Raw genomic sequence first — 26391 nt, 5'->3', positions numbered from 1 at the left:
AATGGGGATCGAACGCTTTGTGTTTGAAGTGATTTTTACCCATGATTTACATAGTCATTTTGAAAACTGGCCTAAAGTAGCGTCAAAAATAAAACAGCTAACCGAAGCACGACGCCTGAACAAGGAGCCGTATCTATTGGTTGACATCGGTGATCATCTGGACCGGTCCCATTTTATTACCGAAGGGACCTGTGGCAAAGCGAATGTTGCCTTATTGAATCAATTAGCCTATGATTATGTTACCATTGGTAATAATGAAGGTATCACGTTCGATTATGAGCAATTATCTTCCTTGTACCAGGATGCCCGGTTTAAAGTGTTGATTAACAATCTGTTTGAATCTGAGGGCAGCCGTCCGTCTTGGTGCTTACCTTACGATGTGGCCACACTTGGTTGTTTTAATGTGGGGGTGATTGGAACGACTGTTAACTTCACCCGTTTCTACGAGCAACTGGGCTGGCAGATTAAGGACCCATTTAAGGCCGTGGCCCAATCGGTAACGCAACTAAAGGAACAGGTTGATTTCGTTCTTGTGCTGTCCCATTTGGGTTTCCCACGGGATAAGAAGCTGGCTGAACAGGTACAGGGCATCGATCTTATTCTTGGAGCCCATACTCATCATTTTTTGCCCAACGGACTGAAGATTGGCCGGACCTGGATACATCAAGTGGGTAAATTTGGTCAGTATGTAGGTTGTGTCAAGGTTTACTATGACACGTCCCTTAACCGGTTCAGCTGTTATCCACAGGCTGAGACCGTCCAAGAGATGAAGGAGGATGCGGAGGCAGTACAAGTTTTGGCCAGTTGGGCAGCACAGGCTGAGCAGCACTTGGCGCAGCCGGTGACCGTTCTTGATCAACCGCTGGATATTAGTTGGCATGAGGAGACAACATTGGGCAATTTGCTGGCCGAAGCGATTAATGACTGGTGCCAAACAGAACTGTCCATGGTCAACACCGGGTTAATCCTTGACCACCTGCCCCAAGGGGATGTCACCTTCAGGGATATACACCGGATTTGTCCCCACCCCATTAATGCCTGCCGTGTGCATTTAACGGGAGAGGAGATCTGGGCTATTTTGGAGCGTTCCCTGGATCATGAGCTGCAGACATTGGAAATCAAAGGCTTTGGTTTCCGAGGGAAAAAGCTGGGGATGATGGCTATAAACGGTTTAAAGGTGGAATACCACGAGCAGCACAGCGGTGCTGCAGTCATTACCAACATATATACGGCACACGGTCCGCTAGACAGGCAGAAAATCTATACCGTGGCTACGGTGGATATGTTTACGTTCGGTGGTATCTTTCCGGAAATTCATGAAAAAGAAAACATTGACTATTTCCTCCCCGAATTTTTGAGGGATTTGTTGGTTGAACGATTGAAGCAAGGAAAGTTGGAGCGTGCCGCAGAAAAACGCTGGATCAAGGACACCTGGTCAAGCAGAAGGAGGCGTGACACATGAAATTTATTGACGATTTATATGAATTTTACAAGGAAAAGTTAACAGGGGATGAAGAAGATGCCGTTGCTCTCGTCCTGTACACGCTCCAGGAACATAGCCGTGAGGATTTAATGAGGCTGATCACAGAAATGAGTGATGAGGAAGTATATCAAATGGTGGGCCAGTTCCTGATTGACCAGCTCAAAGAAAAAATGGCACGGGAAGGAGTGGGGCAGCACCGTTCGCCAGAGGACAAAGAGAGACTACACTGAGGATGGATCTTTAACTAAGGGCTGGAGCCGATCTCTTTTCCCTCACCTTTTTACTTAACGGGTCATAGGTTACTAGTGAAAAGTGAGGAGCAGAGGTGATCGATGATGATGTCCTTAACACCAATAGAAGTAGAAGGCCGGCAAGTGCTTGCTATCGAGGTCAAACTGCCCAAAACCAACTTGCTGGTGGTAACCACGGCCAAAGGGTATATTATGTGCGGGGCCCTGGATGTGCAGTTGTTAAACGACAAGGTGGCTGACCGGGGAATTATTGCTGGCAGGGCTGTTGGGGTGCGCAACATCGAGCAATTACTGGAAGCCCCGTTGGAATCAGTGACCCTTGCCGCTGAAAAATTGGGTATCAAGGCAGGAATGAAAGGGAAGGACGCTATTCTAAAAATGCTTTAAAGGGGCGGCTACGATGCCGTTTTTTCCTTTAGTGGTCGTATATTGCCCGCAGACTGTGGGTTTGCATTCATCAGTCATTGTTTTATAATAAGCTATGGTATTGGATAATCTGAAGGAGAGGATGCGGTTTGGATAAACAAGTGGTGGATAAGCAGCACAAAATCGACGTCTTGGACAAGGGGTATGTGCGCCTGGTTGATGTAATGGGTGATGACTTGCGTGTGGTTAACGCAGCACGCGTCTCTTATGCGAAAGAATCAAAACAATTGGATGAAAAAGATATTCGCTTAATTAAATTTTTAGCCAGGGAAGGCCATACCTCTCCCTTTCGGCATGCCATGCTCTCTTTTGAAATTTATGCACCATTGATGATTGCCCGTCAATGGTGGAAATATGTGGTTGGTTCAGATCATGTGATGGATGCCTGGAACGAAGCGTCCAGACGATATATCACCATGGAGCCAGAGTGGTATGTACCTGCTGAGAATGCCTGGCGGAGCAAACCGGCCCATTCCAAACAGGGGTCCGCAGAGCCAGTGGATCCCAATACCGGCCGGGAAGCCACACAGCGCTTGCTGAAACAGCTGGAAGAGGGCTTAAAAGATTATGAATGGGCGCTTGAACAAGGCATTGCGCCTGAACAAGCCCGTTTGTTACTTCCCTCAGCCTATGGCATGTATACGCCTTGGTACTGGACAGCCAGTTTGCAAAGTGTGGCCCACATGTTAAACCAGCGTCTGGCCCATGATGCGCAAGCTGAATTTCAAGCCTATGCCCAGGCTGTGTATGAGTTGGTGAAGCCTTATTTTGAGCACAGCCTCTCCGAACTGTTGAAGAATGAAGAGATTTAAATGAAAGCGCTCCTTTTCGGCAAGAAAAGGAGCGCTTGTTGCTTATTGTTTTTTCTTTGCTAAACCCGGTCTGCTAAGGCGTTAATCCTTCCGCAAAGACCGTTACGTTGTGCTTCATCAGGTCAATGTAGGTCTCGGCTCCGCTGCCAGCAGGCCCAACGGCATCAGTGTACACCTCTCCAGCAATATCGACCCCAGTCTCCTGGGCTACCCGTTGCATATAACGTTGATCAACGGTTGTTTCCACAAACACGGCAGGTATACCTTGTGCTTTAACCAGATCAACGACCCTTGCAATTTGCTGGGGCGTTCCTTCTTCGTGCGAATTAAGTTCCCAGATCCCTTCTGTTTGCAAGCCATAGCGTTCCCCAAAATATTTGAATGCATTTTCACTAATGACAATAACGCGATGATCCTCAGGGATCGCTGCCACTTGTTCCTCAATCCAGGCATCCAGCTCTTTCAGCTGGGCAATGTACTGTTCTGAATTTTGACGGTAAATCTCCTCACCTGCAGGATCACGGGCAATTAAATCCTCTGTTATAATTTCCACATAAGTGATCACATGTTTGGGGTTTAACCAGGCATGTGGGTCTGTGCCATCTTCCCCAACCAGGGAAATGGTGGTGACGCCCTCAGACACAGACACCATTTCCGTATCTGTCACATTGGACACAACTTTCTCCAGCCATTGTTCCAGATCAAGACCGTTCACATAAAAGACGTCGGCATCACTAATGGTTTTAAAATCACTGGGTACAGGCTCATATTCATGAGGTTCTTCGCCAATGGGAACGACATATTCCACTTGGCCCCGTTCACCAATAATGTTTTGGACGATGTCAGCTAAGATGGAGAAGCTGGTGGCGATATGTAAGCCTTCACCAGCATTAGAGACACCTTCATCCTCCTTCCGGTTCTCCTGCTGCCCCTGCTCCGTTTCTGTTTCACTGGTCTGGTCCTGAGACGCGGGTTCCTCTGTTGTGCAGCCCAATAAGCCAACACTTAGAATAAGCACCATGCTCAGGGCCAAAAGGAAAATTTTCTTGTTAACTAACATGGTTTCTCCTCCTATCAAGTATCATTGTGTCACTTACAGTTCTGACACCGCTGTCTGCTTTTTGGTTTTCCAGCGTTTGTAGCCACGGGTAATCAACCCTTGCTTAGGGGATAGCAAGAATGCCATCCCAAACAAGACGGATGCAACTAGCACAATAGATGCTCCAGTGGCTACATCATAGATAAAGGAGTAATACACACCAACAATGGCAGAGATTACACCAAACACAGCTGAGAGGACCAGCATCACCGGCAAACGGTCTGTTAACAAATAGGCCGTTGCGCCAGGCGTGATCAGCATCGCCACCACTAAAATGATGCCCACACTTTTCAGTGAAGCGACAGTGACCAGGGCCAGAGCAAACATAAGCGCATAATGGATAAGCTTAGTCGAATAGCCGATTGCTTTGGCCATCGTGGGATCAAATGTGCTGAGCAGCAGGGGACGGTAAAAGAGTATGATGCCGCTGATCACAACCAGTCCTATAATGACTGTGAGCCACAAGTCTGCACGGGAGACAGCCAGCACATTGCCAAATAAAATGTGCCACAAGTCGACTCCTGTCCCCCTGTTTAAGGTAATCAGTACAACTCCCAAAGCAAAGGCAGCGGTAAACATGATGCCAATGGAGGAATCTTCTTTGATGCGGCTGTTTTGGGAAACATAGCCGATGGCCAAGGCCGTTAACACCCCGGTGATTACCGCACCGATAAAATAGCTGGCTCCCAGCATATAGGCGACGACGACACCGGGCAATACGGCATGGGAAATGGCGTCACCCATTAAGGCCATGCCCCGTAAAATAATGAAACAACCTACCACCCCACAGATGATACCAACCAGAATCCCGGCTAGCAAGGCATGTTGCAAGTAGGTATACTGCCCTACAGCTGACAGGAAGAAGGACAAGTTATCCATTATCCGCTCACCACCAGTGCACTGTCACGCTTACCCACCAAAGCGACTTGCCCGTTATAGGCTTTGCTGATTAAATCAAGCTGAAAGACCTCTTCTTTGGCACCGTAACCAATCAGCTGTTTATTTAACAACACAATCTGGTCAAAGTACTCTTCCACTTTACTCAAGTCATGGTGAACCACAAACAATGTTTTACCCTTCTCACGCAGTGTCCGCAGCAAATTAATGATAATCTGTTCACTGGTGATATCGATTCCGGCAAATGGTTCATCAAGGAAGAATAAGTCTGCCTCCTGAGCCAGTGCACGGGCTAAAAAAACACGTTGCTGCTGCCCGCCGGAAAGCTCACCAATTTGGCGTTTGCGCAGGTTCAGCATCCCAACTTGCTCAAGGCATTGCTCAGCAATCTGCCTGTCTTTGGCTGTCGGGCGTTGCCACCATTTCAGGTGGGGATAACGCCCCATCAAGACCACATCTTCCACTAGAACTGGAAAATCCTGATCGATGGTATTGCGCTGAGGCACATAAGCAATACGTTTGCGTACTTTTGAGACCGGCTGGTTAAAGATAGTGACTTTTCCTGTTAAGGAAGGAACCAGTCCCATGATCGCTTTGATCAAGGTGGATTTTCCCGCACCGTTAGGGCCGATGATCCCCACCAGTGTTTGATTAGTCACCGTAAACGAAACCTGTTGCAAGGCCATTTCATCATGATAGGCCACTGATAAATTTTGCACTTCAACGACCGTGTGAGACATGTGTGATTCCCCCTACTGTTTTGTCACTGCTTACTTGTAAAATCATGGACACCTTTGTTTGTCTTTGCCAATAAAGTTGCCCCAGGGCAACATTTAGAGTGAAAGAAAAATCGCTAACGCGAAGGTGTATTGCTGCAAAGTATATAGTTAAGTTATGCAGGTACTGAAAAGCATGACACCTGGTGCTTATAATTATTGCCCAGTTTTAGTTTACAACGAATCAAAAGTTTAGTCAATATAAAAAAGTTGCCTTAGTTCAACTTTTGATTCCAAAAAATTTGTCCAGATAGACAAGCCAATATGCATACACATAGATGCAGGGGGGTGGGGATATGGCACGCCGGTTTAAAGTCAAAAAAGGAGGCCCCTTAAAGAAAAAATACCTTTTTCTGATCATATTGCTCCTGTTCACGTTCATGTCAGTGCTAGGCTTTGTTTTTGTGGAGCGCAATTTGGAACCGGCTTTGATTGAAATCGCCAATACCTATGTGAAGCAAATGGCCACTTTGGCGATCAACGAAGCCATTTCCAAAAAAATCAGTGAAGAATTTGATGATGGCGGTGTGTTGAACATTGAAAGGTCCAATGATGGGAAAACCCAGCTGATTTCATTTAACTCAAGAAATCAGGCTAGGATTTTAAACCAAGTGATTGAACGGGCCAATTTTGAGTTGCTCCAGCTGGAGAAGGAACCCCTTCAAATTCCCCTTGGCCAGGCGCTGGACAGTAATATTTTGGCCCAGTTTGGTCCTAGAGTGCCTGTCAGCCTGTTTCCCATTGGCTTCGCCAAAGCAGATATCACCGTTGAGTTGGAAGAAGCGGGGATCAATATGGTCATGGTGACAGCCTATATCGAAATTGAAGCAGATGTGCGCATTGTGATCCCCTTTTCCTCCGATGAGGCTGTGGTGAGCACAAGATATCCCATTGAATGGCATTTATTACAGGGTGAGGTGCCCAATGTCTATTTTCAGGGGAGTGACGGCCAAGTGACTCAACCTCCCATTTCCATTCCCGTGGACGATATGACGGAAGAAAGGTAAGATTTTTAACGCCGTCCTTTCTGGCGTCTTTTCCGCTCGGCCAGCTCCCAGCGCCGCAGCAAGGGGTAGGGGTCAAAGGACCATTCTGTCCGGCCGTTATCCTTGTAAATGCCGTAGTGGAGATGGGGAGGGAATTTTCCGCTGGTTCCAGGCTTTCCGTACCCACTGCTACCCACGTAGCCGATGACGGTGCCCGGTTCAACTAAGTCGCCTTCCTTGATCTCTTTGTTAAAACTGGATAAGTGAGCGAAATAATGGTAGTTGTTGTAAATGTCTCGGATACCTACTCGCCAGCCACCATACTTGTTCCAGCCCATTACTTCGACTTTTCCGTAGGTGGTGGACCGCACAGGGGTACCGTATCCGGCAAATATGTCCGTACCTTCGTGGATCCGCCGCCCACCCCAGCCGCGGCGGTCACCCCAGGTGCTGCGGTAACTGTAGTTATATTGCAATGGAATGGGGAACATTTTTTGATCCAGATCCAAGCGTCCATAATGTTTAAATATCTGGGCAATGGTCAGGATGATGTTCACTGATTGTTCCCGCTTGTAATAATCCCACAGGGCAATGCGAAAATCTTCTTCAGCCGGGCCATACTGGGCCAGATGAACGCTCATGGTATATAACACGTCTTCATCATCTGAGCGGTTTGCTTTGCCATCTCCATTTCCGTCCAATCCTTTTCCACCAAAAAACTGAATCGTTTCCGGCTCATCATCATCAGGATTGGGGTTAAGCGGTCCTGCCCAGTCGTCTGAGCTGAAATAGATGGCAATTAAGGAGTCCCGTTCAGGTATATCCTTGCGGACACGGGCAATATTACGCTCAAACTGATCAACCGCAGCCAAATAATACCAAGGCACTCCTGTCAGCGCTTCATATTTTAGATACAGAGCCATCCGCTCTGTAGGCAAGTCCTCTTCATTGAGCCCTTGGTTTGATTTCATGTTAGCCAAACCTTGAGCAGGGAATAAAGAAAATAACAGCACAATGATCGCCAGCAAGTACAGGATGCTGCGTTTCACGGGGACAACCTCCATTTTCTTCATTCAAACTTTATGCCTTCTGTTTCACATGTTTTAGTTTGGTTTGGAACGGAAAGATTCATAATGCCACTTCATGGCAAGTCATGTACCATTGCTGCCTCCTATTTGGTCTGAGACGCAAAAAAGGGTATAATAGAGATGTTATCGTAGCATGATAAGCCTTATGAATAAAGGAGTGTCTACTTATGTCCGGATGCAAGCCAGAATCCAAGTTTGAGCGCAAGCCTGAGTGGCTGAAGATAAAATTAAATACCAATGAGAACTATCATGAATTGAAGCGCATGATGCGTTCCAAGAGTTTACATACCGTTTGTGAAGAGGCTCGTTGCCCTAACATCTATGAGTGTTGGGCTGTTCATAAAACCGCTACCTTTATGATTCTTGGGGATATTTGTACCCGCGCCTGCCGCTTTTGTGCAGTTAAAACCGGCCTGCCGACAGAATTGGATTGGGCTGAACCGGAGCGGGTGGCCCAAGCGGCTGAACAAATGAATCTGAAGCACTGCGTTGTCACTTCTGTGGCTAGGGATGACTTGAAGGACGGGGGGGCTACCATTTTTGCCGAGACCATTAAGGCCATCCGCAAACGGCTCCCTTTATGTAGTGTAGAAGTGCTCATTCCAGATTTCATGGGCAGTGATGAAGCATTGCAAATTGTCATGGACGCCAAACCGGATATTTTAAACCACAATATTGAGACAGTCCGCCGCTTATCCGACCGTGTTCGGGCCCGGGCCAAGTATGACCGTTCATTGCGCTTGTTAAAGCGGGCTAAGGAAATGCAACCGTCCATTCCCACCAAATCCAGTATCATGATTGGCGTTGGAGAAACATACGAGGAAATTTTGGAAGCGATGGATGATCTGCGTGCCCATGATGTGGATATTCTCACGATCGGCCAATATTTGCAGCCCACCAAAGGCCATTTGAAAGTGGTCAAGTACTGGCACCCTGATGATTTTGACCGCTTGAGGGAAGAAGGCTACAAACGGGGCTTTAAACATGTGGAATCAGGTCCCCTTGTCCGTTCCTCTTACCATGCACACGAACAGGTGCAATCAGCGGAAGCAAACACATACAATTAAGCGTATTTTGTAGAAAGAAGAATGGCGACCTGTAGGGGTCGCCAAAAAATTTTAGATCTACTTTACCCTATTGCTGGTTAATGTTTCCCTTGCGGTTTAGGTTGCCAAACCTCTGGTTACGCTCGGTGGGATTTTCTTTGTCTATTTCTTCCGGTCTCATACGGGTCTTGTTATTTTCCCTCAGTTTTTGTTCCTGCTCTGTGGCCGTTTGAGGACCTCCCAGTTGTTCCACAAGAGCATTAACTTCATTATTCAAGTTTTCAGGGTCAAAATTTCGTGTATACTCGTTGGCAATTTGACGGATATGATCGGTTAAGCGGGGATCATCAGTAGCATATACTTTGTACCATCTTGGAGCTGCACTCAAGGCTGACATTTCCACTTGCTGCTCGATCTCTTCTCCCTGTCTGTTGGCAGTGTAACCAATGAGACATTCTTCATCGGTGACCAGTACAGTGGCGGTCTCCACGTCAGGAAGGCCTACTAGCACTTGGGCAATCGTATCGGCCAAGAGCTGGCGGTCAATATAGGTTTGAGCACCGAAGCCCCGGTAATTGGCTTCAGCATCATTAGCCGTATATTCCCTAAAGCCAAGGGGCTGGCTAAATCCTGGCCGTTCTTCCTGTAAACGCCGGGAACCGAGAGGCCCGTCATCATCTAACAGATGGTCTCTTAATCCTGAGTCACGGTCAAAGCCAAAGAAACGGTTGCCAAAACGATCAGCTTCTCTCCGCTCTCCACCATCGCGGTACAAAGAGCGGTATTGTCTTCCTTTAGGGCCCTCGTGGGCACCTCCTCTGTGACCAGTAGCGTCTTGGTCTTGAGCCATGAAATATTTTGTATCATAAGGCGCTGTTTCATCAACATCGCGGCAGGCCGAGAGACTGATCCCCACTCCCAGTGCCAAGGCCGCAATCAGTCCCTTTTTAACCATGATCATTCACCTCCTAACTTTAACATGCCCACAAGGAGAGAAGAATTTTTGTATCAATTATTTCCTTTACTTTCGTCCCTAAAGCCGTTATAGTAAGAAACAAAGCAAGCGGGCAAGGTTAAGTGAGGTGAGTGAAGTGGCTGACATTGTGATTAAAGGTCAAGCATACGAAGTGGTTAAAGATGTGCGGCAGGGCTGGAATCCGGAGGCTTTTCGCCAGCGTTACAGTGAGGTATTAACCAAGTATGACTATATTGTGGGGGATTGGGGTTATTCCCAGTTGAGGCTGAGAGGTTTTTATGATGACCATAACAAGAAAGTAAAGCCGGCTTTTGATGCTAAGATCAGCACTTTGGATGAATATATTTATGAATACTGCAACTTTGGCTGTGCTTATTTTGTCTTAAAAAAGATCAAAAAGCGCGAGGCGTAAAGAAGGTTACCTTCTTTGCACACCTCGCGCTTTAGACTGTGATCTTAATGTTATGTACTGTGTCCAGTACCAAGGTTATCAGTGGCACAGGCCAAAGATTTGGTATCCGTTTCTAAAAGATAATCTGGGATAACAGTTCATGCAACTCCGCCGCTTGATCCTCGGTTAATTCAAAGGCATGGGCCAAATAACCTTCCTCCTCCAGATCGTCCGGTCCAATGATGGCAGAGCGGCCTGACTGGATGTCAATAACCAGCATTTTGCCATAAAACCGGTCTGTTTGGGTTACAGCCAGGTCATAACGTTTATGTTCACCAAAAAAGCCTATGTACCGTGTTTTGGTTTCTTCCGTTTCATCATAGATGAGCATGTCGCCGTTCATCAGTGCGCCTCCTTTTACTTGCTTACCCCTATAGTATAAAATAGATGTGTTAATAAAACAAAAAAGGAGTCAGACTTCATGGAAGAATTGGGCATTGCCATGATCATTTTACTGGCCATTATTCTCACTTTCGGTATCACGATCTGGGTGGGCAAACGAAACAGAACAACGGACCGTCAAGATGATGAGGTATAAGGGGGAGAGCCATGTATTTCGTTGATTTGAACCTTTTACATCAACGTTTGGACTATATTGAAAGGCAAATCGGAGTATTAAACTGTTTGGAGGCTTGTCCACAAGCCGAGCTGGAGCGTCTGGCTTTTGAACGGGGCCTGCACATGTCCATTGAGGCCGTGGTGGATGTGGGCAATCAGATGATTGACGGGTTTATGATGAGGGATCCGGGCAGTTATGAGGATGTGGTGGAGATCTTAACCGGGGAGAAAGTCCTGCCCAATAGCGAGGCGGAAAGCTTAAAAAAGCTGGTTGCCTGTCGTAAAATGCTGGTTCAACACTATGTGGATGTGAATCATGAAGAGCTGTGGCAGTTGTACCAAGAGACTAAAGGGGCACTGGCCTGTTATCCTGAACGGATCCGTCACTATCTAGAACATCATTTGGGACCTGTTCACGCCTTTCGTCAAACCAATACTTGAGGAGTAAACGTGGGAGAGAGAAAGGATGACTACCCGATGCGAAACTATAAACTGTTTGTACTTGACCTGGATGGAACCATGTACCGGGGAGAAGAAAAAATTGCAGAAGCCCCAGTTTTTATCAAAGAATTGAATAAGAGGGGGCAAGATTATGTGTTTTTGACCAATAATGCAACCAAAACTCCCCAAGATGTCGTAAACCATCTGGCCAAGTTTGATATTCTTACCCAGCCGGAGAAAGTGTACACGACAAGCGTGGCGGCTGCCCGTTTCTTGACCAAAATGAAAAAGAGTCCAACAGTTTATGTTGTTGGTGAAGCAGCCCTGGCCAACTCCCTTAGGGAAGCGGGATGTCAGTTAGTTTCAGAGGAGAAGGATCTGGGGCGTTGTGATTTTGTGGTGATGGGCTTGGACCGCCAAATCACCTACGATAAACTGGCTAAAGCAGCACTGGCTGTCAGGGCTGGGGCCACTTTTATCTCTACCAATGCGGATAAAGCCCTGCCCACAGAACGGGGCCTGTTGCCGGGTAACGGTTCCCTGACAGCCGTGGTGCGTACGGCTACTGGAATCGAACCGACCTATATCGGCAAGCCTGAGCCGTTTATGTTGGAGATGATCATGGAGGAAAAGGGCTTGGCCCAAGAAGACATTCTGATGATTGGGGATAACTATGAGACTGATATTTTGGCGGGGATCCGGGCTGGGGTGGATACGGCCATCGTTTTTACCGGCTTTACCACTCAAGGTGACCTAGAACATGTACACGAGCAACCGACTTATCAATGGGAGTCACTGTTAGATGCCTTTTGCTAATGATTTGCCTTGTGGGCCAGCGCATGGGCCAGACGGCTGGAGGCAGCGGCTGCAATGGCGCCGATAATATCATCCAGAAACGTATGGCACCCTTCTCTTTTATCATCCAGCCGGGCTAAAAGCCCCGGTTTCACCTTGTCGATATAACCGTAATTGGTAAAACCTATACTGCCGTAGATATTAACGATAGCCAGGGCAACCACTTCATCGATGCCATATAAACCTTCGTCATTGTAAATCATGGACTGCAGCGGCTCTTCAAGCTGCTTGTTTTCAGCCAGTTTATCCAGCGTAATACCGGTAATAATTGCGTTTTGCACCTCTCGTTTACTCAACACATGATGAACCTGTTCAATACAGGTGGCAAGATCAAGGTTGGGGATATATTTTTCCTGTAAAAAAAAGACTAACTCCCCAATTTCATCAATGCTTACACCGCGCTCCTCAAGCAATTGCAACGCATATGTCTCAATGTGGTTGATTGGCATCGCGCTACTCCTCTTCCTTCTGAACAACTCGTTACCGTAAGCTATAGCATGTTCAGGACCTGAACCCTTTATACATAAAGAACCCCCTTCTGCATTAGAGAAGGGGGTACACTGATCGTGTTATAAAACCTGTTCCACTTCTTTAACTTCAGGGATTTCTTCCATCAACGCCCGTTCAATCCCGGCCTTTAATGTCATGGTTGAAGCAGGGCAGCTGCCGCAGGCTCCTAACAGTCTCAATTTGACAACGCCGTCCTCCACGCCAACAAGCTCACAGTCTCCGCCGTCGCGCTGGAGGAAAGGACGCAGTTTGTCCAACACTTCTTGTACTCTGGCTTCAAGTTCCATGATCATCACTCCTCCTTCTTTCCTTATTATATATTGAACAGCACAAAAAATCTAACCAAACATTTGGATGAAGTGTTGCTATATGTTCATTATAACATTAATGAACACTAAAAGGAGTTTTGCATTGCAAACAGGGCGCTTTTTGCATATCATTGAAGTGTTAAGAACAATAGAGAACGCATAAGGGTGAACACTAATGAAGCATGTATATAAAAACGTGAAAGATTTGGTCGGTAACACGCCTATTGTGGAGCTGACCCAGTTTCAATTGCCGGAAGGAGTGCGGTTGTTTGCCAAGCTGGAGTATTTCAACCCGGGAGGAAGTGTGAAGGACCGTCTCGGTTTAGCCTTAATCCGTGATGCGGAAGCAAGCGGGAAGTTGAAACCAGGCGGAACGATCATTGAACCGACAGCAGGTAATACCGGTATTGGTCTGGCCCTTGCTGCTGTGCAGACCGATTACCAAGTGATTTTTGTTGTTCCGGAGAAGTTTAGTGTGGAAAAACAGCAACTTATGCGGGCCTTGGGAGCCCAAGTGGTTAACACACCTACGGAAGAAGGGATGCGCGGGGCCATCAAGAAGGCCAAAGAGCTGGAGCAGGAAGTTGAAAACGCTTTCTGTCCGCAACAATTTGCCAATCCTGCCAATCCACTGGCCCATTATCAGACGACGGGCCCTGAAATTTGGGAACAGATGGAGGGACAGGTGCACATTTTTGTGGCCGGTGCCGGAACGGGTGGCACTTTTATGGGCGTGGCCCGTTATTTGAAAGAACACAACCGGGAGATTAAAACAGTCATTGTGGAACCGGAAGGATCGATTTTAAACGGCGGGGAGCCGGGCCCCCACAAAACGGAGGGGATCGGGATGGAATTTTTGCCTGAGTATATGGACCCCGGTTACTTCGATGCGATTCATACTATTACAGATGAAGAAGCCTTTTTCTATGTGCGGGAGCTGGCCAAAAGAGAGGGTCTGTTGGTGGCCAGTTCCTCCGGAGCAGCCATGGCGGCTTGTTTGAAAGAGGCTAAACAAGCTCAGCCCGGCACCAATATCGTCACCATTTTTCCAGACAGCAGTGAGCGTTATCTCAGTCAAAACATTTATCAGGGAGGCCATTACGTATGAAGTTAAATACTAAACTTATTCACGGCGGGATTGATGGAGATCCCCATACAGGTGCGGTTACAGTACCCATTTACCAGGTGAGCACCTACCGTCAGGAAGGGGTTGGGGAGCATAAGGGATACGAATACTCCCGTACAGGCAATCCCACCCGCTTTGCCTGCGAGGAGCTGATCAAAGATATTGAGGGAGGTCAGAGAGGGTTTGCTTTTTCATCGGGGATGGCAGCCATCAGCGCTGTAGTTATGCTTTTTGAGCAAGGGGATCACTTTATTGTTGGGGATGATGTCTACGGTGGCACTTACCGCGTCTTAAGCACCGTGTTTAACAGGTTTGGTATTGATGTCAGCTTTGTAGACACCAGCAGGATTAATCAGGTGGAAGACGCCATTAATGACAAAACCAAAGCTGTTTTCTTGGAGACCCCAAGCAATCCCTTGCTCAAGGTGTCAGATATCCCGGCGGTGGCCGATTTGTGCCGGGCCCATGGATTAAAGTTAATCGTAGACAATACATTTATGACCCCGTACTGGCAAAATCCGTTGCAACTGGGCGCTGATATTGTGGTGCACAGCGCTACCAAGTATCTGGGGGGCCATAGCGATGTGGTAGCCGGTCTGGTGGTTGTCAAGGATGATGAATCGGCTGAGCGGTTGCACCATATTCAAAATTCCACAGGCGGGATTTTGGGTCCCCAAGACGCCTGGTTGTTGATTCGTGGCATTAAAACCCTGGGGGTACGGATGAAAGCTCATGAAGAGAACACCCGGGAGATTGTGAATTATTTGGTGTCCCGCACAGATATTCAGGCTGTTTTTTATCCGGGATTGTCTGATCACCCTGGTCATCAGGTGCAACAAAGGCAAGCACGCGGCTTTGGGGGCATGCTTTCCTTTGATGTGGGCAGCGCTGAACGGGCGGAGCAGGTACTACGGAAGGTAAAATACTTTACTTTGGCTGAGAGCTTGGGTGCAGTGGAAAGCCTAATCTCTGTTCCGGCCAAAATGACCCATGCTTCTATTCCGCCGGAGCGCAGGGCAGAACTGGGGATTAGTGACGGCCTGATCCGTATCTCTGTTGGCTTGGAAGATAGCGAAGATTTGATCGCAGATCTGGAGCAAGCCTTGGCTTAAGCATGGGGCAGGAGGATGCAAAGGGGGAAACTGAATATGAAGCGGGTAACCTTGGCCGTTGTGGGGCTGCTACTTTTTGCTGCGGGCTGTTCTGCAGATGGGCCGACACCTGAAGAGACATTTGACCAATATGTCTCTTTCTGGGAAAAAGGAGATTATTCAGCCATGTACGAACTGTTGAGTTCGGAGGCTAAAGCACAGTACGACCTTGATTATATGGTGGAGCGCTATGAAAACATTTACGCTGGTATCGGGGCAGCCGGCCTAGAGGTCACACCCTCCTACCCTGAGGAGGCAGAAGCAGACGAGGAGGGACAAATTCATTTTCCCTTTGCCGTCACCTTGGAGACGGTTGTCGGGGAAGTCAGTTTTGAGCACACCGTCACCCTCGTTCAGGAAGAGGATGAAGAAACGGGTGTGCCAAGGTGGGGAATCAACTGGGGCCCCCATATGATTTTTCCCCAGCTGGAGGGTGAAGATAAAGTCAGAGTGGAGTTCTTGGAAGCTGAAAGGGGAGAAATAACCGACCGCAAGGGTGAAGGACTGGCCATTAACGGCACACTTGGTTCAGTGGGCGTCGTTCCGGCCAGATTGGAAGAAGCAGAGGATCCTGAACAAGCCCTGGAACAATTGGCAGAAGAACTGGGCCTGTCTGTCGAAAGGATCGAACAAGAACTGAATGCGTCATGGGTCCAACCTGACTGGTTTGTGCCGCTAGCCACCATTGCTAAGGATGATGAGGACAAAAAAGCAAGATTGCTATCTATCGACGGGGTGATGATCCAGGACAGACCAGGGCGCGTTTATCCGTACAAAGAGATGGCAGCCCATTTAACCGGATATATACAGCCTCTGTCAGAAGAGGAATGGAATGAGCTGAGGGAAGAGGGATACCGCCAAACAGACGTTATTGGTAAAACGGGATTGGAGCAGTTGTTTGAGGAACGTTTGCGTGGCGTGCATGGGGCGACCATTTATACCACGGACGAAAACAACAACAGAAAGGAGATCATCGCTCATCAAGATCCGGTGCACGGCGAGGATATTCGCTTGACGATCGATATGACCTTGCAGCAGGAGCTGTACCGGCAGCTGGAAGGGGATCAGGGAACAGCAGTCGCTATTCATCCCCAGACAGGGGAAATCCTGGCTTTGGTCAATCAGCCTGCCTATGACCCCAATTTGTTTATTGTTGGCCTCTCAGCCGAACAATGGCAGGCATGGTCTGAAGATCCGGCTAAGCCCTTGTTTAACCGTTTTAATCAGACCTATCCCCCTGGATCCGCATTTAAACCTGTGACAGCAGCCATTGCTTTGGAACAAGGTGCCCTTTCACCAGATGAAACTATGGATGTTTCCGGTTTAAGATGGCAGCCAGATTCATCATGGGGTCAATACCATGTCACCCGTGTCACTGATCCGGGTCAGCCTGTGGACTTGACAGCAGCCATGGTTTTTTCAGACAATGTTTATTTTGCCCAGGCTGCTTTGAAATTGGGGGAAGAGGCATTTAAACGGGGAGCAGAAGCTTTCGGTTTTAACGAACCACTCCCCTTGGACTTGCCTGTTGTCACCTCAAAGCTAAGCTCTGGGGACCAGCAATGGGATGACGTTCAATTAGCTGTCAGCGGGTTTGGGCAGGGGGAAGTGTTGATGAGTCCGCTTCATCTGGCGCTGGCCTACACCCCGTTTTTAAATCAGGGTCATCTGACTGCCCCGCAGTTGGAGCTTAATAGCGGGCAGGAGATATGGAAAGAACAGATCATCTCCCCAGCCACCGCTGATCTCATCCGGCAAACGTTGATTGAGGTTGTGGAGCATCCCCAGGGAACGGGGCGCGATGCCCGTCTTCCTGACTGGACCATTGGCGGAAAAACAGGTACGGCAGAGCTGAAAACAGCTCAGGGTGAACAAGGGGAGGAATATGGCTGGTTTGTCGCTTTTGAAGCGGAACAGGCACAGGTGTTGGTGGCCATGATGATTGAAGGAGTTGAGGAAAAAGGGGGAAGTGGCTACGTTGTTCCCAAAGTAAGACAGGCGATTGAAGCTTATCTTCGGTCACAAGGTGGGCAATAATCGGCTGCTATGACCAGTACAACCTGGTGTACATGCCAAAAACCCCTCCTGTATGATAGGAGGGGTTGTCTGTTACATAAAAAAACTAACCCAAATGGTACTTATACATCCACAATACGCCTGATTTAAGCACCCGGGGAACCCGGCCAAGTAAAGTTGTGTCGCCCATCACACCAAACCCGTGTTTCTTGCCGAGGGAGCCCAGCACCCCTTTAAGCTTGATTTTGGGCAATTGGGGCAGAGGTTCACCATGTAACATGTTCAACAACACTTGGGCAATTTGATCCCCTTGTGCTTCGGCCAGCTGTGCGCTGGGCGCATGGGGCAGGCTGGCGCAATCACCAACCACAAAGACATGGGGATAATCTTCCAGGTAATGATGAGGACTGAGTGCCACACGGCCCATACTGTCTTTTTCTACAGGTAGGGCTTGTACGATCCGGCTGGCTTGAATGCCAGCGGTCCAGACGATTTCATCCACCTCAATAGGCTGGTCATGATTAAAAAGAATCTGCGGTTCTACTTTGGTTATATTGGCTTTATGAACGAGGTCCACATCATTTTCATGAAACCATTGGCTTACATAGCGCTTAAGTTTTTCGGGAAACGGATTTAAGATAGACTCCCCGCGGTCGTAAATCGTAATGTTTAAGTCGGGGCGGCTCTCTCTCAGTTCCGATGCCAATTCAACACCGCTCAAGCCTCCGCCGACGATGGCCACCTGACCATAAGGCTTAATGTTATTTAAAGCTTGATACGTTTCCCGTGTTTGAGGCATGGTTTGTATACTGTGAGTATATTGATCGGCACCAGGCACACCGTGATATTTGTCTTCACAGCCCAGAGCGATGATGAGGTAATCGTAGGGAATGGGGTCCCCATCTAGCAAATGGACCATATTTTGCTCCAAGTCAATGGAGGTCACTTCACCTAATTGCACTTTAAGGCGGGGATCTTCAGGAAAAGCCACTCTCAACTTGGCTTCTGACTCAGTGCCTGCCGCCAGTGCATAATACTCTGTTTTCAGCCCATGATAAGGCATACGGTCAATTAAGGTTAGTTGCGTATACCGGGGCAAGTTGGCTGCCAGCAAGCGCTGGATAATGCGCAACCCGCCATAACCGCCACCCAAGATAAGGATGTGTTTGTCCATCGCCGACTTCCTTTCCTGCATAATCACAACATTACATTGTAAAGAAGTGTCGAAAAAAAAGCAATAACCATGTGACAAATTGGTGAACGTCTCCTTAAAAAGTGGCCAAAGATTGACTTCAAGAGGCAGAATAAGTAGCATAGGCAGTAGAAAGGCAGGGATGATGATGAGACCAATTGTTGAATTTTGTCAGACGAATCTTGCTTCCGGAACACAACGGGTCAAAGAAGAATTGGAGAAAGATCCAAACATAGATGTTGTTGAATATGATTGTCTTGGGTATTGTGTGGATTGTGCTTCTTATCCCTATGCCTTGGTCAACGGTACAATGGTGACGGGGAAATCCACCAAGGATTTGCTGAATAAGATCCGTGCCGAGATTGAACGGCAGGAGGAAGAGCTATTGTCTTAACCCCTGCCGTTTTTATCATCTAGCTCAAACAGGCTTAAAACAAATGCTTTTAAATCCACAATCCGTGAATGTTCAGGCCTTTTGTCCGTTCCGGCCACAACCATGGCAGCTAACACATCATGTTTGTGGGCGCCTCCGTGCTCACCTCCACCGGCGTGAACTGAGATGCCCTCTGCTTTAAACGAATAACCGGGTTTGGCCGTCAAAACCACTGTGGATGAAGCGCTGGCTTTAAGCGCTGTATAAAGATGATTGAGAATATCAGGAAAATCGGTAAAGGCGATTTGCCATTTATTTTGATCCAGTTTAAGCCCCAAGATCTGCTCGTCACCATGGATTGTCCACCGCCCGCCATATATGTCGGTCAGCGGACCAATGGGCTTAAAACGCAGTGTTTGTTTTGATCCGGGTGCTTGTGCAACACCCCACTCCCCTTCCAACCAGGCGGCAAAAGCTACCCGCTCATCTTCCAGGGCTTGACTGGCCAGATGTGCAAGGGAGTCTTTGGTCTCAATCGCGTAGACATAACTCATTCGTCCGTTTACCCCAAAGGCAATGTCACTGCCCATCGTTTGTTCTCCTAAACGGTGAAAGTTATAGTCGGCGTAAATCGTCTCCAAATTAATTCCAGCCTGCTCCTTATCCTCCACCAATTGATCCTGGCCGTGATCCCCTAATACAATAAAAATATTTTTCTCCAATGCCTGTTCCCAGCTGTCATAGCTGTTCAATATCTCCTGCAAGAAACGGTCCGTTTTTTCCAGTCCTTTTCGGTAATGGGGGCCGTGGCGGTGAGCGATATTGTCAAAGTCAGGAAAGAAAGCAAGCAAAAAGTCCGGTTGTTCTCCTTGTTCAATCACATGGCTCACAACACGGGCCGAATATTCATCGTTTAGTCCCAAACGCTGTGTTAAACCATCTGGCAGTGATCCTTGGATAGTAACAGGGCGATTAAAGCGGCCAAAAGCCAATGCATGAGGTCCTTTCGTCTCGATGGTGTCCGGTAAGCCGAACAATTTATGAGACCAGGCTGGCAACTGCAACCGATGCTGTGCGGGCCCACGATAAACGATAAGATTGACACTGCCACTTGTTTTGCCACGCTTGGCCAATTCTTCAAAAATGGTGGGGATCGCAGGGTTTAAATGCTGGTTATTCAGGTTAAACAGGGTATCACCAATTCCTTGGCGGAAGCCGTTTTTCATCCAAAACAGGAATGTGGTGCCGTAGTTGATTAAGCGGCCTTCGTCAGGGGAATACCAGGACAGGCCGGGAATGTGGTGTTTATCTGGCATTTTTCCGGTAAGCAAGGTGCTCTCAATGGTGACCGACATAGTAGGAAAGGGGGAAACCAGCTCTGGATAAAAATGACCGTGGTCCATCAAAAATTTAAGGGCCGGCATGGTCCCTTTTTCCACAGCGCTATTGACCAGAGGAGCTGACATGGAATCCATGATAATCATAATAACCTTTTTATGGCCGTCTTGTATCTGATCATCTTTTTGTTCTTGAGCCGTAAGCTTTCCGGGTCCGGAAGGCAATAAAGATGATTCCCCCGTCTGCTCAAGAAGGGAGGTGCCGAAATAGATAAAACTTATGGTTGTACAGATCAACAGGACAACGCCAAGAATCCACCACTTTTTCAAGGATATTTCCTCCCTCACATTCTGGGTGTATAACTTTAGTTTGCCCGGGGAAACAGGATTATTGCATAAAACTGATTACAACAGGGGATTCATCAAAAATCGGCAAGGATACTCCCACTTCTATAGAAACATCACTTCAATCCAATGATGAGCATTGCAGCCATTTCGCCGGGCGAAAGCATGTAATGAGCGGGCTGCTTCCATGTGGTCCACCATCAGCGTCAGACGGGCCTGCTCGTTAAGCCGTACTGCACGAGTGAACTGGTCTTCACCTACAATGGGAAAAGCGATTAATAGATCTAACTTTCCAAGCGGCTGTGTGCCCGTTGATGGGTCTGTTTCCCAGGCGGAAATGAGTGCTTCCGCTTCGCTTAATGAGGCCACTGTCACACCTGTAGCCCCATATTCTAATTGCATGCGGACGATTTCAAGTGTCTTGTGGGTTTTAAAATGGGGCCGCAGGGCCAAGTTGTGCCGGCGGGCAAAGCCATTCATCTCTGCAATATTATTGAGCAAGGTGGCATAGTGGACCATCACCCGGGGGGGTGGAGAGGGGCAGAAATGGTTCAAGGTTCCAAGGTTTTGGCCGGTTGTGGATTTGCATAAAACTTCCTCCTTAAAATCTTGTTCAAAGGGGGTTGATTCCGTTTATGTTTTATGATAAATTATTCATTGTCTGATTCACAACACATTTTCTGCACATGATCGGGACGTGGCGCAGCCCGGTAGCGCGCACCCTTGGGGTGGGTGAGGTCGCGGGTTCAAATCCCGCCGTTCCGACCATTACATACGACCATGAAGTCCCTTGTCTATCAAGGGATTTTTTATTTATCTTCCAGCTCACCTTCTAACATGTCTTGCAGCGTTTCGGCAAACAGATCTTTTGAGGGCAGATTGGTTTGAATGTGGTTGCTGTTTGGATTGTTGCCCAGCTGTGGGTTGGCTGCCTGAATGGTTTTGGTTATCGGATATGTTCGTGATCGTCATCATTTGTCACTTCATCACGGTCTGATGTCATCTGGTTCACTTCTTCTGTGACAAGCCATTCGTTGATTTGATTGATGATATCAGGACCTAACCGTTTGCGGAAATGGGTCATCATGGTATGGTAAAAGGGCTCTTCTTGTTTGAATTCAGTTAGACCGATAAAGTACCGCAGATAGGGATTTTCTTTGATCTGCTCCACTGTTTCACGATCGCTAGTGCCTAAACGCTCTTTAATGATAAGCGCACCCAAAGCCATGCGCACAGAAAAGGCCTGACGGCCTTCACTTGTTGATTTGAGCTGCCCGATATACACAGATCTTCCACTTTGCCCCAGGGAATCCTTTGAGCGAGTAACACCCAGCGATTGTTGGGGTCCAGTTGACCACCAAAAGGCAAGAAGAATTCATGCGGCATGATGAGTTGATCCTGGTTTATGGCGATACACAACAATACCTCCAAGTGCAAGGTTTTTGTGGGGGATTTTTGAAAAACCATTGCACTTTTTTCGACAAAAACACGTCTTTTCCTTTTTATATCAACATTTTTTGGTTTTTAAGCAACCCCTACGTATATGGTGTTTCAAGAAGCAGCCATTGAATCGATTGCTTCGCGGACAAGTGGATGGCCCCGTTTGGTGAATAACCTGGCTACACATTGTCTGCTTTATGGTTATCATGTATCACTCCATTTCTTTAATATCCACTAGACATTATTTTTCACATCACGTTCCAAAATTTTGCAAGGGGGTTATTAGATGGATACTAGAACCAACAAGGAACAAAGTGTAGCCGTTCAGCATGACATGGAAAGATGCTGACAACGGCTTTAAATTCCTGATGTCCGTCAATGGAAAATCCATTGAGGATGTTGAGAAAGAGATCAGGGTTTTGGCCCATAAACCGGAGTAGATTGCGGCAGCCATGTCCATTCCCAAAGATCGTCCCTTTGAGATGACCTGGCAGGAGAAACATGGTTTCCGGTTCCTCCAGTCCGTTCGTGAAGTGACGAAAAAAAGCGGTGATACGCTATGATCACCGCCACACTCAAGGATGGGAAGGCACTGATTTGTTGTATCCCGTCCAAGACAAAAAATGGGGTTTATCTGGTCAGAGTGGAGCCGGAAGGCCCCTTTCTTGTTGTCTCTCACTTCTGCCCGGCATACCGTTTCAGGAACCAATGCAGCCATGTGGAAGAAGCGGTGCAATGCTACCGCAACTGGCGGTATTGGGAGCCGAAGCGAGAGGTTATTGAACGCCGCCAGCGCATCATCCTCCAGCCCCATTGGGAACAAATTCCTGTTCCCGCCAGTATGGAGGAAGTAATTGAGGCGGCGATGGGGGTAGAAAGTCGTGCTTCCTGAAATCCTCCCTAATGCCGAACAACACGGTTTGATCATCAATGAACGTACACGGGAGAAACGGGAAGTGCTGGCCAAGTGCCCCTTCTGTGAAGAGGACAGCAAGCCGGGGAAGGAGAAGAAATTTTATCTCTCCTTGAACACCCAGGATCAGGTGTTCAAATGCTGGTTTTGTGGTGAGGCCGGAGGTGTCTTTCGTTTCATCTCACTCTTGGAAAACATCCCGGAGAGTGAGGTAATAGAAAGATACCGTGGAAAAAAGGGCAAATACAAGCCACATCCAGCAGAACGTCTGACGCTGTCCCAGCTTCGGCTGCTTGGGTACAAGTTAAAAACCCCAGTGGGCGGAAGTGAGAAAGCTGTACTACGACTACTATCTGGATTTCCGTTCTCGCCTGTGGAAAGAGTGGAAAGCGTTTGTGGCAAATGAAAAATATTTTGCTTTCCAACAGCTTGTCCTGGGCATACGGAACGGTAAATACCAGAAAGTGGTCAGTATGATAAAAAACGGGAGCAGGAGATTGGCGAACCGCTGTTGGAACCCATTTTGAACGTTTACTCCATGAGTGAACGTCCGAAATGGGCCGAGGAAGCGGAGCAAAATGTTCTTCTGCTCTTTTCAGGAGGTGAAAAAAGTGCGAATGGTGCAGCGGAAAGCGTCCGGCGGTTGGGTGGACGTTCCGCCAAACAAGGTTAAAGTCGGTGACATCATCCGATTGTTCGAACCGGAGGAAAGATTTGATGATGATGAAAAAATGTAAGCATAAAAAACAAAAAGTATAAAGTCTTGGTGGGCTATTGGAGTTGCATATACAGAAATGATTGTTTGCGTGGATTGTGGATTTATCCTAGATTCAAAAGATTATGTTAAATAGATTAAAATCGCCGCCTGCCGGGCGATTAAAAGTACGGCAGATTTAACAAGGAGGTTAAAAATGTTGAACAGAGTGGTTTTGATTGGTCGTTTGACCCGTGACCCTGAACTGCGTTACACCCCAAACGGGACGGCAGTGGCCACCTTTACCCTGGCTGTTGACCGCCCGTTTGTGAACCAGCAGGGGGAGCGGGAGGCGGACTTCATTAACATTGTGACTTGGCGAAAGTTAGCCGAAAATTGCGCCGAGTATCTGAAAAAAGGCAGTCTGACCGCTGTGGAAGGCCGTTTGCAAATCCGCAATTATGAGAATAACGAAGGCCGACGGGTGTATGTCACCGAAGTGGTGGCAGAAAACGTCCGTTTCCTCAGCGGAACGAAAGGAAGGCCGGAAGAAGAATCGGTCGAAGATCCGTTTGTGGCTGATTCTGAAGAAGTTGATATTGACGAAGATGAATTGCCTTTTTAAAAAATGGTGTCCCACTCGTAATTTAAGTACGCCCTTGCTTATGGTATAATAACGCAGATTCCTACCCACACCTAAAGATAGGGGTCTCTTCGGAATTATGGTGGAGCAAAGGGGGATGCCATCGGTGATCCAGTGGGATGACATTTATAAAAAGTTGGATGCCATAGACCGAAAAGAAAGAGACGAAATAAGCCTGGCCGTCAAAATAGCTTCTGCTGTCATTGATCGGAGAGCCGAACTGGGCTGGAGCCGGGCCGAATTAGCCAGACATGCTGGATTAAAAGAATCAGAAATTGCGAAAATAGAAAGTGGGTCTATCCCAAATGAGGAAACGCTGCAAAAAATCCTCAATACCCTTGGGATAGAGTAAAAATAGAGGGATATGCTTGCTGTATGCAGGTATATCCCTCTTTTTAGTTTAAGGGGGTGAAAATCTCTGTGATATACTCCTATTCACGCCTGTCCCTATATGAGCAGTGCCCATTAAGATTCTACCTGAAATACGTGGACGGTCGGGAGGAGCCGGTGACAAAGCCGCTGGCACTCGGAAAGGCTGTCCACAAAGGCATTGAAATGCTCATACAGGGATACACCTTGGAAGAAGCGGTTTGCGAAGGCTTTATTGAAGCAGACTTCCACCCCCAGGTTGAACGTTCGGAGGTGGAAAGTCTAGTAAAAAAATCCCCAGTACACGCGGGAATGGGGGAGACAGAAGTACATTTCCAACTCCCCTCTCCCATTCTCCTTCAGCCCCACAGTTACAGGGCTACATTGATCTGGTTGTCGAAAACGAATCTGGTGTATGGTTTGTCGATTGGAAAACCAATTGGCAACCGTACAACGTTTTCGACAACATGCAGCTTGCCCTGTATGCGTGGGTGTTGATGGAGATGAAGGGGCTGGGCGAAGTATATGGAAAACTGTACTTCCTGCGCTATGGAAAGGAGAGCGGATACAGCTTCACAAGAGTTGAAGCAGAAGCGGCCCGTCAATAGGCATATGATCTGGCGATGGAGATAGAGGAAAAGTTGTTTCTTCTTGATTTGGAGCCGGATGCCCGTGATAGGCTGTTTCCAGCCAAACCATCTTCTCAGTGCAGTCATTGTCCATTTGCAATTGAGTGTTATCAGCGGTCTTTTTAGGCCGCTTTTTTGCTATAATAATTACAAAGAAAATAGTGGTGGGTGTGAAAGGTGTGATCATGATGTCTCTTGATAAAAACATTGAATATCGGCTCCAGTTAATCAAACCCATTCTCCAGGAAAAGTACAATGTAAGAAAAATTGGTGTTTTTGGATCATTTGCACGTGGAGAACAAACGGGGAAGAGTGATATTGACATACTGGTTGAATTTTCAAAACCGATTGGCCTGGATTTTGTTGAGCTTAAAAACTTTCTGGAAAAAACATTAGGCAAGAAAGTAGATCTTGTAACAGTTAATGCACTAAAACCACAATTAAAGGAAGTGATTTTAAGCGAGGTCATTTATCAATGACAAAGAAATATATCATGTTTTTAGAAGACATTCTGAAATGTATAGATAAAATTGAGGAATATACAAAAGGAATGGATTTCGAAAAGTTTAGAAATAATCAGCTCGTCATTGATGCGGTTATTCGCAATTTGGAAGTTATCGGTGAAGCAAGCAAATACGTGCCTGATGAGATTCGTGAAAGTTATCCAAGTGTGCCTTGGAAAAGCATGATTGGCTTAAGGAATATTCTCATACACGAGTACTTCGGGATTGATGAAGAAATTGTTTGGGAGATCGTATCGAGTGATTTAAAAAAGATAAAGCCCGTAATAGAAGAAATTATAAGAAATTCTTGAACATCTAAACCAGCGATCATTGGTGTTAGTATAGTTTCATGGACACATTTTAGTTAAGTCCCTTACAATAAAAATTGGGAGAGGATGTGTCCAATATGAACCGTAAGAAATTCAATGACGACTTTAAAAAAATGATTGTGGATTTCTACCACTCAGGAACTTCTGTTAAAGATCTGTCCGGCGAATATGGCGTATCTGAAGTGACGGTTTACAGATGGATTAAGCAGTTGACTCCAGTGGGTTCTGGAGATGAGTCCATCACCCAGAAAGAGATGGTTGAGATGAAGAAGGAAATGCTCCGTCTCCAACAAGAGAATGAGATCTTAAAAAAGGCTATGGCCATATTCGCCAAAAAGTAAAGGATACTGAGTTAGCAGAATTCATTG

Annotated in this window: 32 protein-coding genes, 1 tRNA gene and 3 pseudogenes; 24 read left to right on the top strand and 12 right to left on the bottom strand. The window is 47.3% G+C overall.

All coding sequences use genetic code 11. The annotated features are described in order from the left end of the window. Window position 1 precedes the first annotated feature (1 nt). The 4 genes from J2S00_RS04735 (at window position 2) to thyX (ending at window position 2972) form a co-directional block, all read left to right on the top strand. Window positions 2–1462, top strand: coding sequence for a bifunctional metallophosphatase/5'-nucleotidase (locus J2S00_RS04735; RefSeq protein ID WP_307336134.1), 1461 nt, complete (start codon window positions 2–4; stop codon window positions 1460–1462). Then, window positions 1459–1713, top strand: a complete 255-nt coding sequence (locus tag J2S00_RS04730) for a DUF6154 family protein (protein ID WP_307336132.1) — start codon at window positions 1459–1461, stop codon at window positions 1711–1713. Before J2S00_RS04735 ends, J2S00_RS04730 begins: the two co-directional genes overlap by 4 nt. Before the next feature lie 105 nt (window positions 1714–1818). Beyond that, on the top strand, window positions 1819–2121 hold the full coding sequence (locus tag J2S00_RS04725) for a YunC family protein (RefSeq protein ID WP_307336894.1): 303 nt from the start codon (window positions 1819–1821) through the stop codon (window positions 2119–2121). A gap of 203 nt (window positions 2122–2324) precedes the next feature. Beyond that, window positions 2325–2972, top strand: a complete 648-nt coding sequence (thyX, locus tag J2S00_RS04720) for an FAD-dependent thymidylate synthase (RefSeq protein WP_370875838.1) — start codon at window positions 2325–2327, stop codon at window positions 2970–2972. A 73-nt stretch (window positions 2973–3045) separates the two neighbouring features. Here thyX and J2S00_RS04715 read toward each other — a convergent pair whose 3' ends face one another. From J2S00_RS04715 to J2S00_RS04705, 3 genes are read right to left on the bottom strand one after another with little or no spacing between them, the layout of a single operon-like run. After that, entirely contained in the window at window positions 3046–4032 is a 987-nt protein-coding gene (locus tag J2S00_RS04715) for a metal ABC transporter substrate-binding protein (protein WP_307336129.1), read from the bottom strand. A gap of 33 nt (window positions 4033–4065) precedes the next feature. Continuing rightward, a complete protein-coding gene (locus tag J2S00_RS04710) occupies window positions 4066–4950 on the bottom strand; it encodes a metal ABC transporter permease (RefSeq protein ID WP_307336126.1) in 885 nt (294 codons plus the stop codon). Continuing rightward, window positions 4950–5708: a metal ABC transporter ATP-binding protein gene (locus tag J2S00_RS04705; protein ID WP_307336123.1), complete on the bottom strand. Its 759-nt coding sequence runs from the start codon at window positions 5706–5708 to the stop codon at window positions 4950–4952. The genes J2S00_RS04710 and J2S00_RS04705 overlap by 1 nt, the downstream gene beginning before the upstream one ends. 332 nt (window positions 5709–6040) lie before the next feature. Between J2S00_RS04705 and yunB the strand changes: the two genes are divergently transcribed. Further along, complete coding sequence (gene yunB / locus J2S00_RS04700) at window positions 6041–6751, top strand: sporulation protein YunB (RefSeq protein WP_307336120.1); 711 nt, start codon at window positions 6041–6043, stop codon at window positions 6749–6751. A 5-nt stretch (window positions 6752–6756) separates the two neighbouring features. Here the strand turns inward: yunB and J2S00_RS04695 are convergent, their stop codons facing one another. After that, the gene (locus J2S00_RS04695; protein ID WP_307336118.1) at window positions 6757–7779 is read right to left on the bottom strand and encodes a M23 family metallopeptidase; all 1023 of its coding nucleotides are present in this window, start codon (window positions 7777–7779) and stop codon (window positions 6757–6759) included. Window positions 7780–7985: 206 nt separating this feature from the next. On the opposite strand from J2S00_RS04695, the gene lipA reads away from it, so the two are divergent. After that, window positions 7986–8885 (top strand): lipoyl synthase, encoded by a 900-nt coding sequence (gene lipA, locus J2S00_RS04690; RefSeq protein WP_307336116.1) that lies wholly within the window; start codon window positions 7986–7988, stop codon window positions 8883–8885. A gap of 67 nt (window positions 8886–8952) precedes the next feature. Here the strand turns inward: lipA and J2S00_RS04685 are convergent, their stop codons facing one another. Next, window positions 8953–9819: a YhcN/YlaJ family sporulation lipoprotein gene (locus J2S00_RS04685; protein ID WP_307336114.1), complete on the bottom strand. Its 867-nt coding sequence runs from the start codon at window positions 9817–9819 to the stop codon at window positions 8953–8955. 136 nt (window positions 9820–9955) lie between these two features. On the opposite strand from J2S00_RS04685, the gene J2S00_RS04680 reads away from it, so the two are divergent. Next, a complete protein-coding gene (locus J2S00_RS04680; RefSeq protein ID WP_307336111.1) occupies window positions 9956–10252 on the top strand; it encodes a YutD family protein in 297 nt (98 codons plus the stop codon). A 112-nt stretch (window positions 10253–10364) separates the two neighbouring features. Here the strand turns inward: J2S00_RS04680 and J2S00_RS04675 are convergent, their stop codons facing one another. Further along, the gene (locus tag J2S00_RS04675) at window positions 10365–10634 is read right to left on the bottom strand and encodes a DUF3055 domain-containing protein (RefSeq protein ID WP_307336108.1); all 270 of its coding nucleotides are present in this window, start codon (window positions 10632–10634) and stop codon (window positions 10365–10367) included. Window positions 10635–10840: 206 nt separating this feature from the next. Here J2S00_RS04675 and J2S00_RS04670 point away from each other — a divergent pair, with 206 nt between their 5' ends. Beyond that, complete coding sequence (locus J2S00_RS04670; protein ID WP_307336105.1) at window positions 10841–11290, top strand: DUF86 domain-containing protein; 450 nt, start codon at window positions 10841–10843, stop codon at window positions 11288–11290. A 36-nt stretch (window positions 11291–11326) separates the two neighbouring features. Continuing rightward, window positions 11327–12106: a 5' nucleotidase NucF gene (nucF, locus tag J2S00_RS04665; protein ID WP_307336102.1), complete on the top strand. Its 780-nt coding sequence runs from the start codon at window positions 11327–11329 to the stop codon at window positions 12104–12106. Here nucF and J2S00_RS04660 read toward each other — a convergent pair. After that, a complete protein-coding gene (locus J2S00_RS04660) occupies window positions 12103–12594 on the bottom strand; it encodes a phosphatidylglycerophosphatase A family protein (protein ID WP_307336099.1) in 492 nt (163 codons plus the stop codon). The genes nucF and J2S00_RS04660 overlap by 4 nt on opposite strands. Window positions 12595–12714: 120 nt before the next feature. Then, the gene (locus tag J2S00_RS04655) at window positions 12715–12942 is read right to left on the bottom strand and encodes a NifU family protein (protein ID WP_370875830.1); all 228 of its coding nucleotides are present in this window, start codon (window positions 12940–12942) and stop codon (window positions 12715–12717) included. Between the two features lie 196 nt (window positions 12943–13138). Here J2S00_RS04655 and cysK point away from each other — a divergent pair, with 196 nt between their 5' ends. The 3 genes from cysK to J2S00_RS04640 are packed head-to-tail and all read left to right on the top strand — an operon-like array spanning window position 13139 to window position 17277. Next, a complete protein-coding gene (gene cysK / locus J2S00_RS04650) occupies window positions 13139–14071 on the top strand; it encodes a cysteine synthase A (protein ID WP_307336095.1) in 933 nt (310 codons plus the stop codon). Beyond that, window positions 14068–15201, top strand: coding sequence for a bifunctional cystathionine gamma-lyase/homocysteine desulfhydrase (locus tag J2S00_RS04645; RefSeq protein WP_307336093.1), 1134 nt, complete (start codon window positions 14068–14070; stop codon window positions 15199–15201). Before cysK ends, J2S00_RS04645 begins: the two co-directional genes overlap by 4 nt. Window positions 15202–15237: 36 nt before the next feature. Continuing rightward, complete coding sequence (locus tag J2S00_RS04640) at window positions 15238–17277, top strand: penicillin-binding transpeptidase domain-containing protein (RefSeq protein ID WP_307336091.1); 2040 nt, start codon at window positions 15238–15240, stop codon at window positions 17275–17277. Between the two features lie 85 nt (window positions 17278–17362). Here the strand turns inward: J2S00_RS04640 and J2S00_RS04635 are convergent, their stop codons facing one another. After that, a complete protein-coding gene (locus J2S00_RS04635) occupies window positions 17363–18430 on the bottom strand; it encodes an NAD(P)/FAD-dependent oxidoreductase (RefSeq protein ID WP_307336088.1) in 1068 nt (355 codons plus the stop codon). 163 nt (window positions 18431–18593) lie between these two features. Between J2S00_RS04635 and J2S00_RS04630 the strand changes: the two genes are divergently transcribed. Then, a complete protein-coding gene (locus J2S00_RS04630; RefSeq protein WP_307336086.1) occupies window positions 18594–18842 on the top strand; it encodes a DUF1450 domain-containing protein in 249 nt (82 codons plus the stop codon). Here the strand turns inward: J2S00_RS04630 and J2S00_RS04625 are convergent. Both J2S00_RS04625 and J2S00_RS04620 read right to left on the bottom strand, forming a co-directional pair. Further along, window positions 18839–20488 carry an alkaline phosphatase family protein gene (locus J2S00_RS04625; RefSeq protein ID WP_307336083.1) on the bottom strand — a complete coding sequence of 550 codons (1650 nt, stop codon included), beginning with the start codon at window positions 20486–20488 and terminating at the stop codon, window positions 18839–18841. The two genes, J2S00_RS04630 and J2S00_RS04625, sit on opposite strands and share 4 nt — an antisense overlap. Before the next feature lie 120 nt (window positions 20489–20608). After that, window positions 20609–21022, bottom strand: coding sequence for an alanine racemase (locus J2S00_RS04620; protein ID WP_307336891.1), 414 nt, complete (start codon window positions 21020–21022; stop codon window positions 20609–20611). Window positions 21023–21194: 172 nt separating this feature from the next. Here J2S00_RS04620 and J2S00_RS04615 point away from each other — a divergent pair. After that, window positions 21195–21271, top strand: a tRNA-Pro gene (locus tag J2S00_RS04615). Between the two features lie 178 nt (window positions 21272–21449). Here J2S00_RS04615 and J2S00_RS04610 read toward each other — a convergent pair. Then, a complete protein-coding gene (locus J2S00_RS04610; protein ID WP_370875829.1) occupies window positions 21450–21788 on the bottom strand; it encodes a transposase in 339 nt (112 codons plus the stop codon). Window positions 21789–22502: 714 nt separating this feature from the next. Between J2S00_RS04610 and J2S00_RS04605 the strand changes: the two genes are divergently transcribed. The 10 genes and pseudogenes from J2S00_RS04605 to J2S00_RS04560 form a co-directional block, all read left to right on the top strand. Next, complete coding sequence (locus tag J2S00_RS04605) at window positions 22503–22835, top strand: hypothetical protein (protein WP_307336081.1); 333 nt, start codon at window positions 22503–22505, stop codon at window positions 22833–22835. After that, window positions 22825–23262, top strand: coding sequence for a CHC2 zinc finger domain-containing protein (locus J2S00_RS04600; RefSeq protein WP_307336078.1), 438 nt, complete (start codon window positions 22825–22827; stop codon window positions 23260–23262). Before J2S00_RS04605 ends, J2S00_RS04600 begins: the two co-directional genes overlap by 11 nt. Window positions 23263–23367: 105 nt before the next feature. Next, window positions 23368–23529, top strand: coding sequence for a hypothetical protein (locus tag J2S00_RS04595; RefSeq protein WP_307336075.1), 162 nt, complete (start codon window positions 23368–23370; stop codon window positions 23527–23529). Between the two features lie 238 nt (window positions 23530–23767). Continuing rightward, on the top strand, window positions 23768–24175 hold the full coding sequence (gene ssb, locus J2S00_RS04590) for a single-stranded DNA-binding protein (protein ID WP_307336072.1): 408 nt from the start codon (window positions 23768–23770) through the stop codon (window positions 24173–24175). A 124-nt stretch (window positions 24176–24299) separates the two neighbouring features. Further along, window positions 24300–24545, top strand: coding sequence for a helix-turn-helix domain-containing protein (locus tag J2S00_RS04585; protein ID WP_307336069.1), 246 nt, complete (start codon window positions 24300–24302; stop codon window positions 24543–24545). A 56-nt stretch (window positions 24546–24601) separates the two neighbouring features. Then, window positions 24602–24742 (top strand): annotated as a pseudogene (locus tag J2S00_RS04580) (PD-(D/E)XK nuclease family protein); the annotation flags it as partial. Between the two features lie 113 nt (window positions 24743–24855). Beyond that, window positions 24856–25044, top strand: a pseudogene (locus J2S00_RS04575) (hypothetical protein); the annotation flags it as partial. A 251-nt stretch (window positions 25045–25295) separates the two neighbouring features. Further along, a complete protein-coding gene (locus J2S00_RS04570) occupies window positions 25296–25670 on the top strand; it encodes a nucleotidyltransferase family protein (RefSeq protein ID WP_307336066.1) in 375 nt (124 codons plus the stop codon). Next, a complete protein-coding gene (locus J2S00_RS04565) occupies window positions 25667–26005 on the top strand; it encodes a HepT-like ribonuclease domain-containing protein (RefSeq protein WP_007502043.1) in 339 nt (112 codons plus the stop codon). The genes J2S00_RS04570 and J2S00_RS04565 overlap by 4 nt, the downstream gene beginning before the upstream one ends. Window positions 26006–26100: 95 nt before the next feature. Continuing rightward, window positions 26101–26391, top strand: a pseudogene (locus tag J2S00_RS04560) (transposase); the annotation flags it as partial.

This window comes from Caldalkalibacillus uzonensis (genome assembly GCF_030814135.1).
GTDB lineage: Bacteria > Bacillota > Bacilli > Caldalkalibacillales > Caldalkalibacillaceae > Caldalkalibacillus > Caldalkalibacillus uzonensis.
Note: the sequence above shows the minus strand (reverse complement) of the source record. Positions and strands in the feature narration are given on the sequence as shown.

Bases quoted from the DNA above. Each gene is read 5' to 3' on its own strand.
- J2S00_RS04635 (WP_307336088.1), bottom strand. From the start codon at position 18,430: ATGGACAAACACATCCTTATCTTGGGTGGCGGTTATGGCGGGTTGCGC.
- J2S00_RS04630 (WP_307336086.1), top strand. From the start codon at position 18,594: ATGATGAGACCAATTGTTGAATTTTGTCAGACGAATCTTGCTTCCGGA.
- nucF (WP_307336102.1), top strand. From the start codon at position 11,327: ATGCGAAACTATAAACTGTTTGTACTTGACCTGGATGGAACCATGTAC.
- J2S00_RS04565 (WP_007502043.1), top strand. From the start codon at position 25,667: ATGACAAAGAAATATATCATGTTTTTAGAAGACATTCTGAAATGTATA.
- J2S00_RS04670 (WP_307336105.1), top strand. From the start codon at position 10,841: ATGTATTTCGTTGATTTGAACCTTTTACATCAACGTTTGGACTATATT.
- thyX (WP_370875838.1), top strand. From the start codon at position 2,325: ATGGGTGATGACTTGCGTGTGGTTAACGCAGCACGCGTCTCTTATGCG.
- lipA (WP_307336116.1), top strand. From the start codon at position 7,986: ATGTCCGGATGCAAGCCAGAATCCAAGTTTGAGCGCAAGCCTGAGTGG.
- J2S00_RS04705 (WP_307336123.1), bottom strand. From the start codon at position 5,708: ATGTCTCACACGGTCGTTGAAGTGCAAAATTTATCAGTGGCCTATCAT.
- J2S00_RS04715 (WP_307336129.1), bottom strand. From the start codon at position 4,032: ATGTTAGTTAACAAGAAAATTTTCCTTTTGGCCCTGAGCATGGTGCTT.
- ssb (WP_307336072.1), top strand. From the start codon at position 23,768: ATGTTGAACAGAGTGGTTTTGATTGGTCGTTTGACCCGTGACCCTGAA.
- J2S00_RS04710 (WP_307336126.1), bottom strand. From the start codon at position 4,950: ATGGATAACTTGTCCTTCTTCCTGTCAGCTGTAGGGCAGTATACCTAC.
- J2S00_RS04660 (WP_307336099.1), bottom strand. From the start codon at position 12,594: ATGCCAATCAACCACATTGAGACATATGCGTTGCAATTGCTTGAGGAG.
- yunB (WP_307336120.1), top strand. From the start codon at position 6,041: ATGGCACGCCGGTTTAAAGTCAAAAAAGGAGGCCCCTTAAAGAAAAAA.
- J2S00_RS04645 (WP_307336093.1), top strand. From the start codon at position 14,068: ATGAAGTTAAATACTAAACTTATTCACGGCGGGATTGATGGAGATCCC.
- cysK (WP_307336095.1), top strand. From the start codon at position 13,139: ATGAAGCATGTATATAAAAACGTGAAAGATTTGGTCGGTAACACGCCT.
- J2S00_RS04730 (WP_307336132.1), top strand. From the start codon at position 1,459: ATGAAATTTATTGACGATTTATATGAATTTTACAAGGAAAAGTTAACA.
- J2S00_RS04725 (WP_307336894.1), top strand. From the start codon at position 1,819: ATGATGTCCTTAACACCAATAGAAGTAGAAGGCCGGCAAGTGCTTGCT.
- J2S00_RS04685 (WP_307336114.1), bottom strand. From the start codon at position 9,819: ATGGTTAAAAAGGGACTGATTGCGGCCTTGGCACTGGGAGTGGGGATC.
- J2S00_RS04675 (WP_307336108.1), bottom strand. From the start codon at position 10,634: ATGAACGGCGACATGCTCATCTATGATGAAACGGAAGAAACCAAAACA.
- J2S00_RS04655 (WP_370875830.1), bottom strand. From the start codon at position 12,942: ATGGAACTTGAAGCCAGAGTACAAGAAGTGTTGGACAAACTGCGTCCT.
- J2S00_RS04735 (WP_307336134.1), top strand. From the start codon at position 2: ATGGGGATCGAACGCTTTGTGTTTGAAGTGATTTTTACCCATGATTTA.
- J2S00_RS04620 (WP_307336891.1), bottom strand. From the start codon at position 21,022: ATGGTCCACTATGCCACCTTGCTCAATAATATTGCAGAGATGAATGGC.
- J2S00_RS04640 (WP_307336091.1), top strand. From the start codon at position 15,238: ATGAAGCGGGTAACCTTGGCCGTTGTGGGGCTGCTACTTTTTGCTGCG.
- J2S00_RS04605 (WP_307336081.1), top strand. From the start codon at position 22,503: ATGATCACCGCCACACTCAAGGATGGGAAGGCACTGATTTGTTGTATC.